The sequence below is a fragment of the Polaribacter sp. 11A2H genome, from assembly GCF_011379025.1.
Taxonomy (GTDB): domain Bacteria; phylum Bacteroidota; class Bacteroidia; order Flavobacteriales; family Flavobacteriaceae; genus Polaribacter.
In genome coordinates this window covers 278,808-296,368 of sequence record NZ_WTLD01000002.1, presented here as the reverse complement: position 1 = coordinate 296,368, position 17,561 = coordinate 278,808, and the positions used below count along the sequence as shown (strand labels likewise).

The 17,561-nt window shown below is 30.8% G+C and carries 13 protein-coding genes and 1 tRNA gene; 8 read left to right on the top strand and 6 right to left on the bottom strand.

What is annotated here, in order from left to right:
• Window positions 1–109: 109 nt before the first annotated feature.
• The gene (locus GQS58_RS03565; RefSeq protein ID WP_166382928.1) at window positions 110–493 is read right to left on the bottom strand and encodes an START-like domain-containing protein; all 384 of its coding nucleotides are present in this window, start codon (window positions 491–493) and stop codon (window positions 110–112) included.
• Between the two features lie 108 nt (window positions 494–601).
• Here GQS58_RS03565 and GQS58_RS03560 point away from each other — a divergent pair.
• Window positions 602–675 (top strand) — tRNA-Met (locus GQS58_RS03560).
• A gap of 402 nt (window positions 676–1,077) precedes the next feature.
• Here GQS58_RS03560 and GQS58_RS03555 read toward each other — a convergent pair.
• Together GQS58_RS03555 and GQS58_RS17280 are read right to left on the bottom strand one after the other, a co-directional pair.
• On the bottom strand, window positions 1,078–1,446 hold the full coding sequence (locus GQS58_RS03555; protein ID WP_166382926.1) for a single-stranded DNA-binding protein: 369 nt from the start codon (window positions 1,444–1,446) through the stop codon (window positions 1,078–1,080).
• A gap of 21 nt (window positions 1,447–1,467) precedes the next feature.
• On the bottom strand, window positions 1,468–1,602 hold the full coding sequence (locus GQS58_RS17280; RefSeq protein ID WP_262887948.1) for a hypothetical protein: 135 nt from the start codon (window positions 1,600–1,602) through the stop codon (window positions 1,468–1,470).
• 843 nt (window positions 1,603–2,445) lie between these two features.
• On the opposite strand from GQS58_RS17280, the gene GQS58_RS03550 reads away from it, so the two are divergent.
• From GQS58_RS03550 to GQS58_RS03520, 7 genes are all read left to right on the top strand, one after another.
• On the top strand, window positions 2,446–4,734 hold the full coding sequence (locus tag GQS58_RS03550) for a beta-galactosidase (protein WP_240914555.1): 2,289 nt from the start codon (window positions 2,446–2,448) through the stop codon (window positions 4,732–4,734).
• 7 nt (window positions 4,735–4,741) lie between these two features.
• Window positions 4,742–6,658, top strand: coding sequence for a CRTAC1 family protein (locus GQS58_RS03545; protein ID WP_166382922.1), 1,917 nt, complete (start codon window positions 4,742–4,744; stop codon window positions 6,656–6,658).
• 5 nt (window positions 6,659–6,663) lie between these two features.
• Window positions 6,664–7,434, top strand: coding sequence for an enoyl-CoA hydratase/isomerase family protein (locus tag GQS58_RS03540; RefSeq protein WP_166382920.1), 771 nt, complete (start codon window positions 6,664–6,666; stop codon window positions 7,432–7,434).
• 11 nt (window positions 7,435–7,445) lie between these two features.
• Window positions 7,446–8,891 (top strand): aldehyde dehydrogenase, encoded by a 1,446-nt coding sequence (gene aldA, locus GQS58_RS03535; RefSeq protein ID WP_166382918.1) that lies wholly within the window; start codon window positions 7,446–7,448, stop codon window positions 8,889–8,891.
• A gap of 89 nt (window positions 8,892–8,980) precedes the next feature.
• Entirely contained in the window at window positions 8,981–10,120 is a 1,140-nt protein-coding gene (locus GQS58_RS03530) for an ABC transporter substrate-binding protein (RefSeq protein WP_166382916.1), read from the top strand.
• 2 nt (window positions 10,121–10,122) lie between these two features.
• On the top strand, window positions 10,123–11,268 hold the full coding sequence (locus tag GQS58_RS03525) for a CaiB/BaiF CoA transferase family protein (protein ID WP_166382914.1): 1,146 nt from the start codon (window positions 10,123–10,125) through the stop codon (window positions 11,266–11,268).
• Between the two features lie 5 nt (window positions 11,269–11,273).
• Complete coding sequence (locus tag GQS58_RS03520; RefSeq protein WP_166382912.1) at window positions 11,274–12,416, top strand: CaiB/BaiF CoA transferase family protein; 1,143 nt, start codon at window positions 11,274–11,276, stop codon at window positions 12,414–12,416.
• A 72-nt stretch (window positions 12,417–12,488) separates the two neighbouring features.
• Here the strand turns inward: GQS58_RS03520 and GQS58_RS03515 are convergent, their stop codons facing one another.
• From GQS58_RS03515 to GQS58_RS03505, 3 genes are all read right to left on the bottom strand, one after another.
• Window positions 12,489–15,344, bottom strand: coding sequence for an FG-GAP-like repeat-containing protein (locus GQS58_RS03515; RefSeq protein WP_166382910.1), 2,856 nt, complete (start codon window positions 15,342–15,344; stop codon window positions 12,489–12,491).
• 115 nt (window positions 15,345–15,459) lie between these two features.
• A complete protein-coding gene (locus GQS58_RS03510) occupies window positions 15,460–16,659 on the bottom strand; it encodes a DUF6786 family protein (RefSeq protein ID WP_166382908.1) in 1,200 nt (399 codons plus the stop codon).
• Window positions 16,660–16,964: 305 nt separating this feature from the next.
• The gene (locus GQS58_RS03505; protein ID WP_166382906.1) at window positions 16,965–17,459 is read right to left on the bottom strand and encodes a helix-turn-helix domain-containing protein; all 495 of its coding nucleotides are present in this window, start codon (window positions 17,457–17,459) and stop codon (window positions 16,965–16,967) included.
• Window positions 17,460–17,561 lie beyond the last annotated feature (102 nt).

Below are 17,561 nucleotides of genomic sequence, written 5' to 3'. Positions count from 1 at the left end.
AAAACTCAACAATAATGTTGAGTTTTATATTTTAATAATATGTGTTAAACCACAAAGAATGCAACGTTTTTTAACTGAATAATACTGTGCTGCCAATACATACTAAAACCTATGCTCCAATTGTGTGTCTTAATTCATCTATCTGATTTTCCCATAGTTGTTTTGACTCTTCTACTTCATCTTCATCATCTGCAAAATCTGTAATAATTAAAGAAACATCTTTAGTTAATGCATCAACTTGAATCTTAATTTCAAAATAACTGTCATCTCCTTCACTCTCTACCCATTTAAAACGGACTCTATCATCTGTTTTTTTTGTGATTAACTCTGCAATCTCTTCTTCTCCTTCCCAAGTAAAGCTATATTCTTTACCTCTAGAGTTCACTTTATCTGCAAACCACTCTTGCAAATTAGAAGGTGATGAGATGTACTGATACAACATGTGAGGCGATGCGTGAATAGCTATTTCTAGTTCGAATTTTATTTTATCCATTATTATTTTCTTAGGTTGACAATATAGTTATTAATTCTTTTTAAAAAAAATTTAAAACAGTTCTTGCCAGTTTGTAAAATTCTATTATATTTGCAGCCTCAAAACCATGGCGAGGTAGCTCAGTTGGTTAGAGCGCAGGATTCATAACCCTGAGGTCACGGGTTCAAATCCCGTTCTCGCTACAAGTATAGTACGAAAAGTCAAGATTTATATCTTGACTTTTTTTGTTTAGGTACAACATAGGTACAACAAATTGATTTTTTTTACTCATCATAGTAGAACAATACAAATTACCTTAAAAGCTATTAATTGCTATAATAAGCATTCAAAACAAGACATCTTTGTGTCAATATTCTTATTTAAAAAAAAATAACCTCTTTATTTCTATATACATACTCTTTTTAAATTTATTTTTTTTTTTAAACTTCATGACTTACTGTGAATTGATTTCAAATTGTATTTTTACGTGAGCAATCACAAGAGCAATAAACCGATCACTATCAGCTAAGATGTTGTGAATTGATTTCAAATTGTATTTTTACGTGAGCAATCACAAGCATAGTTACTCCGGAAGGAACTGTTAATTAGTTGTGAATTGATTTCAAATTGTCTTTTTCTCCTTTGATACCAAGCAATAGAATTTCATCTGCTACCACTTCCGTAACATATCGTTTTTCACCTTCTTTGGTTTCGTAAGAACGGGACGTTAATTTACCTTCAATTGCAACTTCTTTTCCTTTGCCAACATATTCCGCAACTATTTCAGCAATTTTCCCCCATGCTACAATAGCATGCCATTGGGTATTTTGTACTTTTTCTCCATCTGAGTTTTTATAAAACTCATTCGTTGCCAATGAAAAATTAACAACTTTTTTCCCATCCTCTAGGGTCTTAACTTCGGGTACATTTCCTACATTCCCGATTAACTGTACTTTGTTTTTTAGTGTGCTCATAATAATATATTTAAAGATTAATTAAACCCTATCTGAACTATTCAGACAGTTTGCTATTATTTTTTTTTGAAGTGATTTACTTATTATATCTAGAGCGTTTTCCTTTTTTGTTTTTTTTGGTGCCGCTTCCTTTTTGATGTTTTTGTATGATTTCATAAGTTTTCATTTTGATTTACTTCCCATAGTGCCTTCGCTGTTTCCTTTTTTTGTTGCTGATACATTTTCATTATTTTGAATTGAGAAAGACTTATAAAAAGTGAGGCGCAGCAAAACGGTTTATGCAGTCTGTTCAACTTCAAAATCTTGGTATTTTGCTGTCAAAAAAGGAAGAAATAGTGAGGTCTGGACTTTAATCGAGATATCTATGTGAAGTACAAAAACATAGGAAGTGGCTCCAAATGATAAAATAATATTCCTATGTAGCGGAGGCATTCATAATTTTTGCTCAGGAATGAAGTGCACCATTCAGCGGTAGCAGAATGGGTAACGAAATGGAAAGCGAGAATTATGAATTGTGTCCAAGACTTTTTTAGAGAAGCTTTTTTTACGAAATGAAGCTTTTCGCGAAATGCAGAAAAATGTGCTGAACGAGGTCTAAAACAATAAAAATGTACTTCAATGGGTCTTGAATACTTACAAAGATATCATCCGAAAAAAAATAACTAACATTATTAAACACCAAGTTTTTAAAATTTATTTTTTTTTATAAATAATATGAAAATTAGCCGATTCTAAGTATTATATCAATTAAAAAACTCATCTTTTCACTAGAATTAAACTGTACAAACACCTAAAACACTTCCTTTATTAATATAAATTTCTTTACTTGTAGAGAGAATAGTTTTAAACATGAATAACAATCTATTACACACTGTAATACAAAAGATTAACACTATCTGTCAAGTTGTATCTGTACAACACTAAATTCTATAATTATATTAAACCAAAGCAAATATGAAGGGAAAATACAATCTTTTTAAAACTGTCAGAAAATTGTTAATGTTAACATTTATTTCTGTGGTATTTTTTTCATGTAAAAAAGAAACTACACAAAATGAAGTTTGGAGTTCAAAATCAGATATCTTGTTTTTAGATTTCGAAAAAGAAGACATTAATAACAATTTCATTGACATAAAAGGAAGTCACAAAATTGTTAAAAATAATAGAAATCATGCATTAGAAATTTCCTTTAAAAAAGATGAAAAAATTACAGGAGTAAAATTAACACCGAAAAATAATTTCAAATTAAATAAAAGCAAAAAATATAGTTTAGTTTTTGATGCTAAAAGTTTAGGGGACGAAACTACTTTTTTAACAGTTTATGCCGAAAACGGAAATGGAGAAAGAGTAAGAAGAATTACAAACATTGATACAGGTGAATTCAAATCATATTTCTTTGAACTCACCTCAAATAAAACTGACATAAATAGTGGTTTAAGAGATACTCCTAAAGCTTGGGAAACCGAAGCAACTCATATGAAAATTAGTGGACTTCTATATAATATGGATTTTTCTGAAATAGCAGGAATAGACTTTTTTAGATTAGAAGGTTTAAAAGACAAAACTATTTTAGTTGATAATATTAGAATTGTAGAAAGCCCAGAAAGAGATCCAAATTTTTTAAAAGGAATTGTAGATAAATTTGGGCAAAATGCAAAAAGAGATTTCCCTATAAAAGTACATTCTGATGAAGAACTAAAGAAAATTGCTGATGTAGAATTAAAATCTTTAGCAGAATATACGTTAATGTCAGATAGAAGCCAATATGGTGGATGGAAAGATGGTCCTAAATTAGATGCAACGGGTTATTTTAGAAAAGAAAAAGTTGATGGAAAATGGGCTTTAATAGATCCAGAAGGTTACTTATATTTTTCAATTGGTTTAGCAAATGTACGTATGGCAAACACTACAACGTATACAGGTATCGATTATACAGATGAAAAATTATATCATAGAGACCCGGAAGATGTAACTCCTGAAGACTCTAAAGGTATTATAGAAATACCTACAGAAACCATGAAAACAGCTCATGTAGTTAATAAACTTAGAAATGACATGTTTCTTGAATTACCAAAAATTGATGATGCTCTAGCTAATCATTATAGTTATAGAAGAGAATCTCATTTTGGGCCTATAGAACATGGACAAACATATAGTTTTTATAGAGCGAACTTAGAACGTAGATATGGAGAAACAAGCAAAAATTCTTTTTTTGATAAATGGTTAGAAGTTACAGAAAACAGAATGCGTAATTGGGGATTCACGTCCTTTGGAAACTGGATTGACCCAGCATTTTATCACAGAAATAACTTACCTTATTTTGCTAACGGATGGATTATTGGAGATTTTCAAAAGGTATATTCTGGTTCGGATTATTGGGGACCAATGCCAGATCCTTTCGATCCAGAATTTGAAAGAAGAGTAATAAAATCAATTGATGTTGTTTCTAAAGAAGTCGAAAACAATCCTTGGTGTATGGGTGTTTTTGTTGATAACGAAAGAAGTTGGGGGAATGAAAGTTCTACAAAAGCACATTATGGATTGGTTTTAGATGGTTTATCTAAAGGAAAAGATAGCTATTTAAAGCAACAGTTTATGACTATTTTAAAGACTAAGCACAAAACTATTGGAAACTTAAATAAAGCTTGGAAAACAAATATAGCTAGTTGGAAAGAACTTGAAAAAGGTGTTGATTATAAAAAACAAAATGAATTTCCTGAAGGTATGGTGGCAGATTTTTCTGTAATGCTCACAGCTTTTGCTACCAAATATTTTAAAACTGTTCATGATATTTTAGAAGATAAAATGCCAAACTATATGTACATGGGATGTCGTTTTGCTGTTTGGGGAATCACAAAAGAAGTTCGTGAATCTGCAGCTAAATATGTTGATGTTTTTAGTTACAATCATTACAAAGAAGGTATTGGTACTAAGTACTGGAAATTTTTAGAAGAAATAGATATGCCAACCATTATTGGAGAATTTCACATGGGAGCACCAGATTCTGGGTTATTTCATTCTGGTTTAGTTCATGCAGCAGATCAAAAAGATAGAGCTAATATGTGGGCAGATTATGCAAACTCTGCAATAGACAACCCATATTTTGTAGGAGTACATTGGTTTCAATATTTAGATTCTCCACTTACTGGTAGAGCCCACGATGGTGAAAATTATAATGTAGGTTTTGTCTCTAATACAGATATTCCTTATCCACCAATGATTAAAAAAGCAAAAGAAGTAAATTCAAATTTATATACAAGAAGGTTTGGTAAAAAAATAAAAAAGTAATTAAAAAATGAAACGTTTACTTAAAACAAAATCGAAACAATTATTAGCCCTTGGGTTTCTATTAATTTCTCTTATCAGTTGTAATAAAGGTAAAGAGAAAAACAATCCTATAAAATTTATAGACGTAACTAAAGAAGTCCATTTAAATACAGAAAAAAACTGGAAATATGGCGGACCAACTATCGCAGACATCAACAATGATGGAAAATATGATTTACTTTTAGGTAATCATGACAACACACCTATTCAATTATTTTGGGCACAAGAAAACAATACTTTTAAAGAACAAAAAGGGCTTTTCCCAAAAGCAGATTTACATGGAATGGCTGCAGGTGATTATGATAAAGATGGTGATTTAGATTTGCTAATTTCTTTAGGAGGCGGAAACGGGTCAACACCACAACCTCAACGCTTGTTACGTAATGATAATGGGAAATTTGTGGATGCTACAGAAGAAACTGGGTTATCAGAAATGGGAGCTCGTGGTCGTTCTGTAAGATGGATAGATTTAGATAATGATGGTGATTTAGATTTTCTTCAAATTAATGCAGAACAAATGGTCAATGAAGAAATTCCAAGAAATCTATTATTCGAAAATAATGGAAACGGAACATTTACTTATAAAAAGAGTGAAGCTTTTGAACAAATTAATGCAGAACGTTTACTAATTACAGATTTTAACAATGATGGAATACTAGATTTACTAACATTTTCTCCTTATGCTGCCGCAGAATTTTGGAAAGGAAATAACGATTTTTCATTTACCAACTTATCTAAAGAATGGTTACCTAAAGAGTTACAGAATATAGACCAGATGAGTACTGCTGCACAGGCAGACATAGATAATGATGGTGATTTAGATTATTATTTAGCAAGAGGTAAAAGTTATTATCAAATTGCAAATAATTCTATTTCTTTTGATGAAAAACTGAAACGATTAGATTTAAGAGATGAAGGAAACAAAAGTCATGATGGTATAACTTTTTATGCGGATGCAGCTATACAACTTTCCGATTTTTATCGTTTTCCTAGAGGCCCTGAAAAACCAAGTATTCCGTTGTTTATTGGAAGTTCTAAAACCGAACATAAAATGCCTTTTGACATTCAAAAAGTAACGCAAAATGAAGCGAATGGATTTCCCGAAAATTTAGACAAAAGCGGATGGTACTTAGGCTATTTGGGTGAAGGAAAATGGCGTTTAGAATGGTTATTAAAAACCAATTTAGCATGGGATGTGAGAGCATCTGTTGTTGGTGTTACAAAAGTAGTACCAGATTGGACTCCTCAAGACTTGGGTGTTCCAGATGTTTTGTTGATTAATGAAGGAACTCATTTTATAGATGGGTCTAAACATTTGCCTAAAGAAAGCTTGGAAAACAATTGGGGAATAACTACAGGAGATTTTGACAACGATGGCTTTAATGATTTCTTCTTATATCGTTTTGGTGGTTTAATCCAAAGAAGTGAAGACGTGATTTTTAAAAATAAAGGAAACTTAGAGTTTGAATCTATTTTAACACATGGAGCAAACAATATTCCATCTAAATCTCATGGAGATATGGGGGCAACTTTCGATTATAATTTAGATGGTAAAATAGATATTTTAAGTGGAGATGATGATAATGGACAATGGCATTTATACGAGAACGAAACAGTTTCTGTAAACAATTATGCCCTATTTAGAGTTGGTAATTCTAAATCTAATGTAGATGCTTATGGCGCTAAAGTTTACATCACAACAAAAATTGGAAAACAATTCAAACTTATTGGTTCTAGTAGTGCTTCTCATGCTCAAAGCTTTTTAAATACTGTTCATTTTGGTCTAGGAAAAGAGAAAGTAATTGAGAAAGTAGAAGTGGTTTGGAGAAGTGGAGAAAAATCAACTCTTACCAATTTAAAAGTAAACAAAATCTATCAATTTTAAATAAGATGAAACAAATTAGACTAGAAATAGAAAACAAAGTTGGCTATATCGTTATTAACAAACCAAAAGCCAACAGTTACGACCTTGATTTTATGACCTCTTTATCAGAAATTATTGATGAAGCAAATCGTAATAACAATGTAAAAATAATAGCCATAAAAAGCGAATTAGAAAAGTTCTTTTGTGCAGGAGCAGATGTAAAGGTTTTTCAACAAAATTCTGTTGCTGAAAACAAAAAGATGGTTATACAAGCCAACTTGGTAGCCTACAAAATTTCTAAAAGCCCTAAAATAGTAGTTGCTTTATTAGATGGTCATACTTTAGGTGGTGGTTTAGAACTGGCATTAGCTTGCGATATTCGTTTGGCAAGTGATGGTCAATATTTAATAGGGTTACCAGAAATCAATTTAGGATTGATGCCAGGAAATGGTGGAACTCAAAGATTAATCAGAATTGTAAACCAAAGTAAAGCTTTAGAAATTTTAATTTCAGGAGAACCAATCATAGCAAAACAAGCTTTTGATATTGGATTGGTAAATCAATTATATGCTAAAGAAAATTTTAAAGAGCAATCTAAATCTTATTTAGAAAAATTAGCAAAAGGACCATTATTGGCAATGATAGCCATTAAAGAATCTGTTCATAAAGGAATAGAGCTCTCTCTTGAAGAAGGATTAAAATTAGAGACACAATTAGCAGATGGATTGTATGATACTCCAGATGCACAAGAAGGATTAAAAGCCTTCGTAGAAAAAAGAAAAGCAATCTTTAACTAAAAATAGTATTTATGGAAACAACAGTATACAGATGTTACATTAACGGAGAGTGGATTGAAAAAAGTTCAGGAGAAAAGATTGATGTAGAAAACCCAGCAAATGGAGAAGTATTTGCTGAAATTTACTCGAGTAGTTTAGACGAAGTACAACAAGCATTAGAAGCTGCTGATAAAGCGCAATTTGCTTGGCAAATGTTACCAACTCAAGAGCGTGCAACTTATTTGTATAAAATTGCAGAGAAGTTAGAAGAAAGAAAAGAGCATTTTGCCAAGTTACTGGTAATGGAACAAGGAAAAACTCTTGTAGAAGCTCGTTACGAAGTTGATGATACTATAAGATATATGACGTATTCTGCTGAAGCAGGAAGACGTATACAAGGTGCTATTTTTCCTTCAGACCAACCTAACGAACAACTTACTATACACAAAGTTCCTTATGGAGTTACGGTAGGTTTAATGGCTTTTAATTATCCGTTAGCTTTAATTGGTAGGAAAATTGGTCCTGCTTTAATTACAGGAAATACAATGGTTATAAAACCATCTGAATTAACACCAATAACTGCATCTGAATTTTGTAAAATAATTGATGAAGTTGGCTTACCAAAAGGAGTTATTAGTATGGTTGTTGGTTATGGACATACTGTTGGTGCTGCATTAGTAGAAAATCCAATTACGAGGTTAATTTCTATGACTGGAAGTACAAGAGCAGGACAAGCTATTTACAAAGGTGCTTCGCAAAACGTAGCAGGATTAGTATTAGAATTAGGTGGAAAAGCGCCTTTTATAGTTTTAGAAGATGCTGATATTGACAAAGCTGTTGAAGCTGCTGCTATATCTCGTTATGCAAATTGCGGACAAGTATGTATTTGTAATGAAATGGTTTTTGTTGATGAAAAAATTGCAGACGAGTTTACAGAAAAATTAATAAAAAGAGTTCAAAAAATTACAGTAGGTAACCCAATGACAGATGTAAACATGGGACCAAGTTTAAGCGCTGCTGCCTTAAAAAGAATCGATGAAGTTGTTCAAAAAAACATAGCACAAGGAGCAGAATTAGTTTTAGGTGGTAAAAGACCAGAAGGTAAAGAATTTGAAAAAGGAAATTGGTATGAACCAACCATTTTAACAAATGTAAAACCAGGTGATGCAACCGTGCAAGAAGAAATGTTTGGACCGGTTTTACCAATTGTTAAAATTAAAGGTTTTGAACACGCTAAAGAATTATTAAATAAACGAGATGATAGTTTATCTGCTTATTTATATACAGAAAATCATAAATTAATAATGCGATCTATTCAAGAGTTTGAAATAGGAACCATTTTTATTAACAAACAAATTGTAGGCTACATTCAAGGGCATCATTCTGGTCATAAAAAAGCCGGTATTGGTGGTGAAGATGGAGTTTACGGTATCGAACAGTATTTACAGAAACGAACAATTTACATGAGTTACGAATAAATTATAAACCTTCCATAACTAACGTCAATCAATAGGAAATGACTCAATGGAAGCCACATGTAACCCATAAAAACAAATAATATTAGTACATGAAACAATTAAAAGGAATAACTTGGAATCACAGTAGAGGATTTACATCAATTGTAGCCGCTGCCCAACGTTTTACAGAATTAAACCCAGATGTTGAAATCGTTTGGGAGAAAAGATCATTGCAAGCATTTGCAGATGAACCAATTAATGAATTAGCAAAACGCTACGATTTTTTAATTATTGACCATCCTTGGACTGGCTTTGCTGCTAGAACAGAAGTAATTTTACCATTAAATAAATTTTTATCAGATGAATACTTAAAAGACCTAGCAGTAAACACTGTTGGTAAATCTCATGAAAGTTATTCTATAAAAGGAAAACAATGGGCTTTAGCTATTGATGCTGCTACACCTGTTGCAGCGAGCAGACCAGATTTGTTCGAGAAATTAAATTTAAAATTCCCAGAAACTTTTGATGATTTAATAGAATTGTCAAAAACAGGAATGGTTGCAATTCCAGGAATCCCACAAGATACTTTAATGAGTTTCTATATGATTTGCTCTACACTTGGTGAAGATGTTTGTACTTCTGATAAAGAAGTTATTTCAGAAAAAACAGGAATAAAAGCACTTCAAATATTAAGAGCTCTTGGTAAAAATATCAAAAAGGAAAATTACGACTGGAATCCTATTAAAGTATATGAAGCAATGACTTTAACGGACGATTATATTTATAGTCCTTTCGCTTATGGTTACACCAATTATTCTCGTGAAGGCTATGCTAGAAAGCATTTAAAGTTTCATGATATGGTTGCAATTGATGATCAAAAATTAATAACAACTTTAGGAGGTACTGGATTAGCTATTTCTGCAAATACTGAGCATCAAGAAATTGCTGGTAAATTTGTAGAATATGTAGGTTCAGAAGCAACTCAAAAAGGTGTGTTTTTTGATAACGGAGGTCAACCAGGACATAGACAAGCTTGGTTAGATAAGCGTGCAAATGATTTAACAGATAATTTCTTTAAAGATACTTTACCAGCGTTAGATAGAGCTTTTTTACGCCCAAGATATCATGGTCATATGTATTTTCAAGATAGAGCTGGTGCGCCAATTAGAGAGTATATGATGAATGGAGGAGATGAACAACAGCTATTAAAAGATTTAAATGAGTTGTATTTAAAATCATTAAAAGAATAACTATGAAATTACCTTTAGAAGGCATTTTAGTATTAGAATTCTCTCAATTTATGGCTGGACCATCTGCTGGTTTGCGTTTAGCAGATTTAGGTGCAAGAGTTATTAAAATTGAAAGACCTGGTTCTGGTGAAGCAGGAAGAGGTATTGCTTTAAAAAACTTATTTTTAGATGGCAGTAGTTTGGTATTTCATACCGTAAATAGAAATAAAGAATCTTATACAGCAAATTTAAAAGATGCAGATGATTTAGATCGTGTTAAAAAATTAATAGAACAAGCTGATGTTATGACACATAATTTCCGTCCAGGAGTTATGGAGAAAATTGGCTTAGATTATAAAACGGTTCAGAATATAAACTCAAAATTAGTGTATGCATCTGTTACTGGTTATGGTACAGAAGGTGAATGGGTTAAAAAACCAGGTCAAGATTTATTAATTCAGGCGATGTCTGGTTTTGCAAAGTTAACAGGAGATAAAGATGATAATCCAACTCCTGTTGGTGCTGCTGTTTCCGATTTAATTACGGGAACACATTTGGCTCATGGAATTTTATCAAGTCTTTTAAAACGTATCAAAACGAATAAAGGGGCTTTGGTTGAAGTGAGTTTATTAGAATCTACACTAGACCTTCAATTTGAGGTTATTACCGGCTATTTAAGTGATAATAATCAAAAACCAAATAGAGCTAAACAAGGAAATGCACATGCATATTTAGGCGCTCCTTATGGCGTTTATCAAACAAAAGATGGTTATTTATCTTTAGCAATGGGCTCTTTAACAAATTTAGCTAACATTCTTAACATTTCACAATTAGCATCTTATTCTGACCCCAATTCTTGGTATGAAAAACGAGATGAAATAATGGATGTTCTTCGTGCTTTTTTAATCGAAAAAAACACACAAGATTGGTTAGATATTTTAGAACCTAAAGGAATTTGGTGTTCTGATGTTTTTGATTATAAAAAATTATTGAACCATGAAGCATATGATGTTTTAAAAATGGATCAAAAATTACCATTAATTTCTGGCGAAGAAATACACACAACACGTTGCCCAATAAGATTAAATGATGAAAGGCTTTTTAATAAAAAAGCAGCACCAAGAGTTGGACAAAATACAGAAGCAATTATTAAAGAATTTAATCTATAAATAGGATGAAACCATTAGAAGATATATTAGTTATAGATTTAAGTCAGTTTTTATCTGCACCTTCTGCTACTTTACGTTTAGCAGATTTGGGAGCAAGAGTTATTAAAGTAGAGCGCCCTAAAACTGGAGACATTAGTCGTCAATTACATGTTTCTAATCTAAAGATGAATAATGAATCTCCTTTATTTATAGCTGTTAATAGAAATAAAGAAAGTTTTGAAGCAGATTTAAAAAACGAAGTAGATAAACAACGTGTTTTAAAATTGATTGCAAAAGCAGATGTTTTAGTTCATAATTTTAGACCTGGTGTTGTAGAACGTTTGGGTTTTGATTATGAAACTATTAAAAAAATAAATCCAAAAATTGTTTATGGAAATATTTCAGGTTATGGAGATGAAGGTCCTTGGAAATCTAAACCCGGACAAGATTTACTTGTGCAATCATTATCTGGTTTAACCTGGTTAAATGGGAATGATGGAAGTGGCCCTACACCTGTAGGAATTGCTATTGCAGATATTTTATCTGGCTCTCATTTAGTACAAGGTATTTTGGCTGCTTTAATTAAAAAAGGCAAAACAGGTATCGGTACAAAAATTTCTGTAAGCATGTTAGAATCTATTATAGATTTTCAATTTGAATCTATTACCACGTTTTATCATGATGGAGGAGAACCAACTGTTCGTCCAAAGAGTAATAGTGCACATGCTTATTTAGGCGCTCCTTATGGTGTTTATAAAACACAAAACGGCTATTTCGCTTTAGCAATGGGCTCTATTCCTTTTATTGGAGAATTAATTGGTTGCAATGAATTAGCCGAGTATCCAGAACCAGCAAGTTGGTTTACAAAACGTGATGAAATAAAAACGATTTTAGCCAACAAATTAAACACCAATACTACAGAACATTGGCTTTCAATTTTAGAGCCAGCAGACATTTGGTGTGCTAATGTTATGGATTGGGAAACACTTTTTAATCAAGATGGATTTAAATCTTTAGACATGATTCAGAATGTAAGAATGGGTGATGGATATGAGTATAAGACAACAAGGTGTCCAATAAAGATTGATGGTGAGTATTTTACATCAACCCTAGGATCTCCAAGTTTAGGTGAACATACAGATAAAATATCTCAAGAATTTTTAGCCTAAAATTACAGACATTATTTTATTTATTCGAAAAAGTAAACCTCTCTATAAATAAGAGAGGTTTACTTTTTTTTATTACTTAGAAACTATTTCTAAAGGAAGAATTTCATCTTCATACATATCTCCATCGCTAGAAGTAAAAGTGACTCTAAGTTGATAAAAATGGTTTTCTTGTAATTGGTTAGACGGAATATAATCTTTCAATGAAAAAGTCATATTTGCTGTTCCACTTGTTGTTTTTAACGCTTCTTTATTTACAAGAACCACATCTTTTACAGGTATCCATTTACTTTTAAAATGACGTAACCAAAAACGAATTCCGCCTTCATCTGCCGAAATCACTTTGTTTCCAGATCCTGCATGATATTTAACAGTCACTTTTAAATTATCACTCACTTTTATCTGGTGATTCCCATACTTTTCCTTGTTTAGTATTTTAACATAAGGTGCAGTATAAGGAGCAACCGTAACTTTAATTTCTGATGAAATAGAATTGTCTTTTGAAGATGCTTTTACAATTGCTTTTCCTGGTTTAATTGGGTTTGCATTACCATTTTTATCAACAGTAAGAATATTTGTATTACTAGATGTCCAAATAATTTCAGAATTGGTCTTATTTTTTGGTAAAACGCTTACGTCTAGAGTTTTATTTTTCCCTTTATATAATTCTATTTTTTCTGTTTTAAAAGAGATTGAAGTAACTGGTGAGTTTTTATTAGAATCAATATTTACATAATCAGTATTGTAAATATTGTTCGCTTCTTTGTTTTTAAACGCTACAGTTTCTCCATTTCTCCATCTAACTTTAATACTTTTTATTTCAGATTCATTTCCCAATCCAAAATGTACAATGTTCATTAAACTTTGGGAAAATATTTCTCCTGCAGAACCAACTCTTTTTCTATATTCATTATCAGCTGTTTTTACAATAACTTCTGCAGAAATAGGATCCACATTAGATTTTGGAGAATAACCTACTTTAATAGTTACATGCTTGTTGTCTGACTTTGTTTGATTATTGTACAAATACCATTCTCCGTTTTCACTACCATTTAATAAATCTAATTGCCCATCTAAATCAAAATCAAAAGCTTGCCCCATATCTCCATTCCCTGGTCCACCAACATCATTTGCTCCATGCATTGTTGTTGTTTCAAAAGAATTATTACCTGTATTTAATAACATATAATCAGAAATTCTTGCTCCTACTCTACCCCAACGATACACAAATAAATCTTGATGACTGTCATTATTAAAATCTCCAGTTGTAACACCTAAAGCGTTTCCTCCTTTAGGAATATTCCAAGCTTTAGAAACATCTGTAAATTTATCTCCATCGTTTCTTAATAAAACATCGGCATTATTTCTGTTTTGCGGAATAAAATCTGGAGTAACACTTGTTACACCAGAAAGACTAAATCTGTATTGCCAAAAGAAATTACCATCACGAACCAAAGTTGCCTTCCATTCATTGTTTCCTAAATAACCGATATAGAATCCATTTTTAGAAATATCATCTGCCCATCCTTTTGCTTCTTCTGGGCTAATTTCTAACTCATCACCAGAATTTACAATTTTTGAGACCTTATTTTCCCCTAAAAAAATAGGATAATCTTTACCTAAAATAGCTCCTTGCGCCAAGTAATAATATTTATGTAATTTAATTTTGTTTTCAGCTGTAAAACTAAAAACATCATCACCTTTATAACCTCTAGTTTTTATGGCTAATTCTTTTGTAATAGGATTAAAATCTACGGAAGGAGTTTCTCCTTTTCCATGTTCAAAGATCATTCCTTGAGCCAAATACAAATCTAAATCTCCGTCATTATCAATATCAATGTCCGTAACAGCCATGATTTGTTTTGAAGAACGAACTTCGTCTGGAATTAACGCTGATACATCTGTAAATGTAAAATCTCCATTTCCTTTCCACAACGTTAAAGGGCCGTAAAAAATAATATCGTCAATATTATCGTTATTAAAATCGGTTACCAAAACTCGTGATTCGTCAACATCTTCGAGTCCTTTTACATATCTATATTTAAAAGTTCTATCTCCGTTATTTTCATAAAAAAAATGTTGTGGTTTATCAAATTTCAAACTCGACTCGTTAATGATTAATAAATCAAGATCCCCATCTAAATCTGCGTCTATCCATCTAGTACTGCGCCCTCTACCTCCTTTTTCTACACCTACATCACCAGTGTACATAATAAATTTATTATTTTCATTAAGGTAGAAATTAAGCCTAGTAGGAATAGCTCCATTACCACCTCCTTCTTCTAAAACAAGATCTAAATCGCCATCATTGTCATAATCCCCAAGAGAAGTACCATGCAAATCATGTTTAAACCATCTTGCAAGGTCTTTGTTATGTTTTGTTACTGTACCATCTCCATTATTCCAATATATCTTACTCGTTTCTGCATTATGGTTGTTTGCAATAAAATCATAATCTCCATCATTATCTATATCTGCTATTGATGGTCCTCCATATTTTAATGAACTCACTTTATCTAATCCTGCTTGTACAGAAATATCTTTAAAAACAGGAATTTCTAATGCTGACACCTCTTCAAAATACAGACTGCTTATCGTTAAATTTTCATCTAAAGCTTGAAAACGAATTTTTACATCACCAATTTTAGGAAAACGAATTACACTCGTTAAATTCTGAATTCCTTTCTTTGGTATATTAAAGTCATCCATTAAAAGCTCATCATTTACAAAAACACTTAAACTTGCATATGCTGATGGATTATTAATAGTAAGAATGATTTTTTTTGTTAAGTTTCCTTCAACTTTATAATTTAGAATTTCTGGATTATCAGTAGAGACTTCTATTGAATTTGAAAGAATGTTATTGTTTTTACAAGAAGTAATAACACTAAACGTAAATACAAATAAAACTAGTAATATTAAATTTTTCATAATGTTTCTTTTAAGTAATAAATGTATCAATTTATTAAAAAAAATGATTGATTTACAACTTGACAAAAACTTGAACAAAACATAAAACGTTAGTAATTAAAAGATTATTTCATTATTAAAAAACAGGAATTTCATTTAGGTCAATACCTAATAGTTTTTTTGAAATTAAATTTAACTCAACAAAATCTGCTTCTATATGATAAGTAGTTTGTTTATGATATATTTCTTCTTGTGGTTTTAATTCTTTGGATGATGATAAAGATTCAAACTCATAAAATGGCCAATTGTAGCCCAAAGATTTATTTACTTCGCCATTAAAAATATTAATTACATCTCCATCGTAAGGAGCAGTGTTTTTTGGAAAACAATTTAAGTAATCACCATCATTTTTAAAATTGAAAGTAACAATGGTTAGCAAATTGTTTTTACGAGAATAACTTCCCATAATATTCTTAGTATTTTCTGGTGGAATTCCTATTTTCCCTAATAATTGAGCATCACTCTTGTAAAAAAGTGTATTATTTTTTATTTGATATCTAGTTTTTTCTTTGGTACCGAAATATGTTTTTAAACTATCTAAAGGTTTTTCTAAAGGAATAATAACTTTGGTATCTACAGATGTTAATATACTTCCTATTTCCCAAATAGATAAAAGCCCTTTGTCTTTAGTCCATTGAATGGAATCGATATTTTTCAACCAAGTTTCTGCACTAAAACCTACTACAGAAATATCAATATCCGAAGATATTTTTAAATCAGTATTAATTGTTTTTCTATCTAGAATAGAAATTTTTCGTTTTGTATTTATTTTAAATAGATAATTGTTAGCATTTACAATCTGTAAATCAGCTTGATATGTTATCGATTTTTTAGAACTACTTACTTTTTTAAATTGCTTAGAATTTAAATCTTCTTGCACTTTTATATCCTCTCCTTCTTGCCTTTTATTCTGCTCAAAGAAAGTAGCAAATTTACCATATTCAGGGCCAAACCAAACTCTACTTTCACCACCCAATCTTGCCATTGTTATTTGGTCTTTTTTATCAGTAATCAAATCCCAATTAATCCAACCATAACTTTTACCTTCTAAACCATTAGAAGAACTTGTAAATATTCTTCCTTGGTATTTACCAGAAACAGCAATCATAGATTCTCCAGATTGTAAAACTTCCAAACCTTCAATAGTTTGTAATTTTTCTAACGCTTCTCCAAAATTTCTTTCTTTAATATTTTCTTTACAATTCATAACTAATATCATCAATAAAATAAATAATAAAACCCTCACAGTATTTTTACCTCTTTGTAAAATATCCATCTTTTTTAATTAGTTGTATTATTTTGCCCTCTCAAAAAAGGTACACATTATTTTTTTATCCTCATGCTTAAATTTAATTAAAAACGATGTATTATCATTATAGGTCATCAGTATTACTTCTTGATAAAAACTTGACAAGTCTAATTTTAAATGATTTTGCATTATTCATCTACTTTATAAAATGCTTAAAGAATTTTCAATTAATCTCAGAATAGGAATCCTAACGAAATAAAAAATATATTAGATGATATATACTAAATAAAAAAAGTGGCTATTTTTAGAACACTATAAAGAATATAATCTTATTATTTGAAGAATGTTGCTCTATACTGAGCAGGCGTTTTATTTGTAAATAGCTTGAATTTTCTATGGAAAAAAGAAAGATTTGGATAACCTGTTTCAAAAGCTATTTGTTCTACCGAGGTTTCAGATTCTTTTAATAATTCACAAGCTTTACTAACTCTATATTCATTTAAATAGGCAGTAAACGTTTTATTAAATGTCTTTTTAAAAAACTTAGAAAAAGAAACTGAAGTCATAAAAACTAAATCACCTAATTGCGCAGCATCAATTTTGTTTTGATAGTTTTTATCCACAAAATCGATAATATTTTTAATTCTATCTGAAACCAAAGAATTCACATTAAAACGTGCTACTAAACTTAGTACTTCATATTTTTCTAAAGATAATTCATGAAGTAATTTTATAAATTCTATTAGCCTAAGTGTAGGCGACATTTTTTTCATTGAAACCATTTCACCACCTACATCTTTTGCCGTAATATCATTAAAAATTAACAATAAACCACTACTAAACAGCGCTTTACTTTGTTTTTTTTGTAGTTATTTATTTTTAATAGGAAAAGTTTAACGTATATAAATTAAAGAACAATCCTGAAAAAA

What these genes read in the sequence shown, in the direction of transcription:
- GQS58_RS03510 (WP_166382908.1), bottom strand. Translation starts at nt 16,659, where the DNA reads ATGGATATTTTACAAAGAGGTAAAAATACTGTGAGGGTTTTATTATTT.
- GQS58_RS03540 (WP_166382920.1), top strand. Translation starts at nt 6,664, where the DNA reads ATGAAACAAATTAGACTAGAAATAGAAAACAAAGTTGGCTATATCGTT.
- GQS58_RS03550 (WP_240914555.1), top strand. Translation starts at nt 2,446, where the DNA reads ATGTTAACATTTATTTCTGTGGTATTTTTTTCATGTAAAAAAGAAACT.
- GQS58_RS03515 (WP_166382910.1), bottom strand. Translation starts at nt 15,344, where the DNA reads ATGAAAAATTTAATATTACTAGTTTTATTTGTATTTACGTTTAGTGTT.
- GQS58_RS03520 (WP_166382912.1), top strand. Translation starts at nt 11,274, where the DNA reads ATGAAACCATTAGAAGATATATTAGTTATAGATTTAAGTCAGTTTTTA.
- aldA (WP_166382918.1), top strand. Translation starts at nt 7,446, where the DNA reads ATGGAAACAACAGTATACAGATGTTACATTAACGGAGAGTGGATTGAA.
- GQS58_RS03565 (WP_166382928.1), bottom strand. Translation starts at nt 493, where the DNA reads ATGGATAAAATAAAATTCGAACTAGAAATAGCTATTCACGCATCGCCT.
- GQS58_RS17280 (WP_262887948.1), bottom strand. Translation starts at nt 1,602, where the DNA reads ATGAAATCATACAAAAACATCAAAAAGGAAGCGGCACCAAAAAAAACA.
- GQS58_RS03525 (WP_166382914.1), top strand. Translation starts at nt 10,123, where the DNA reads ATGAAATTACCTTTAGAAGGCATTTTAGTATTAGAATTCTCTCAATTT.
- GQS58_RS03555 (WP_166382926.1), bottom strand. Translation starts at nt 1,446, where the DNA reads ATGAGCACACTAAAAAACAAAGTACAGTTAATCGGGAATGTAGGAAAT.
- GQS58_RS03530 (WP_166382916.1), top strand. Translation starts at nt 8,981, where the DNA reads ATGAAACAATTAAAAGGAATAACTTGGAATCACAGTAGAGGATTTACA.
- GQS58_RS03545 (WP_166382922.1), top strand. Translation starts at nt 4,742, where the DNA reads ATGAAACGTTTACTTAAAACAAAATCGAAACAATTATTAGCCCTTGGG.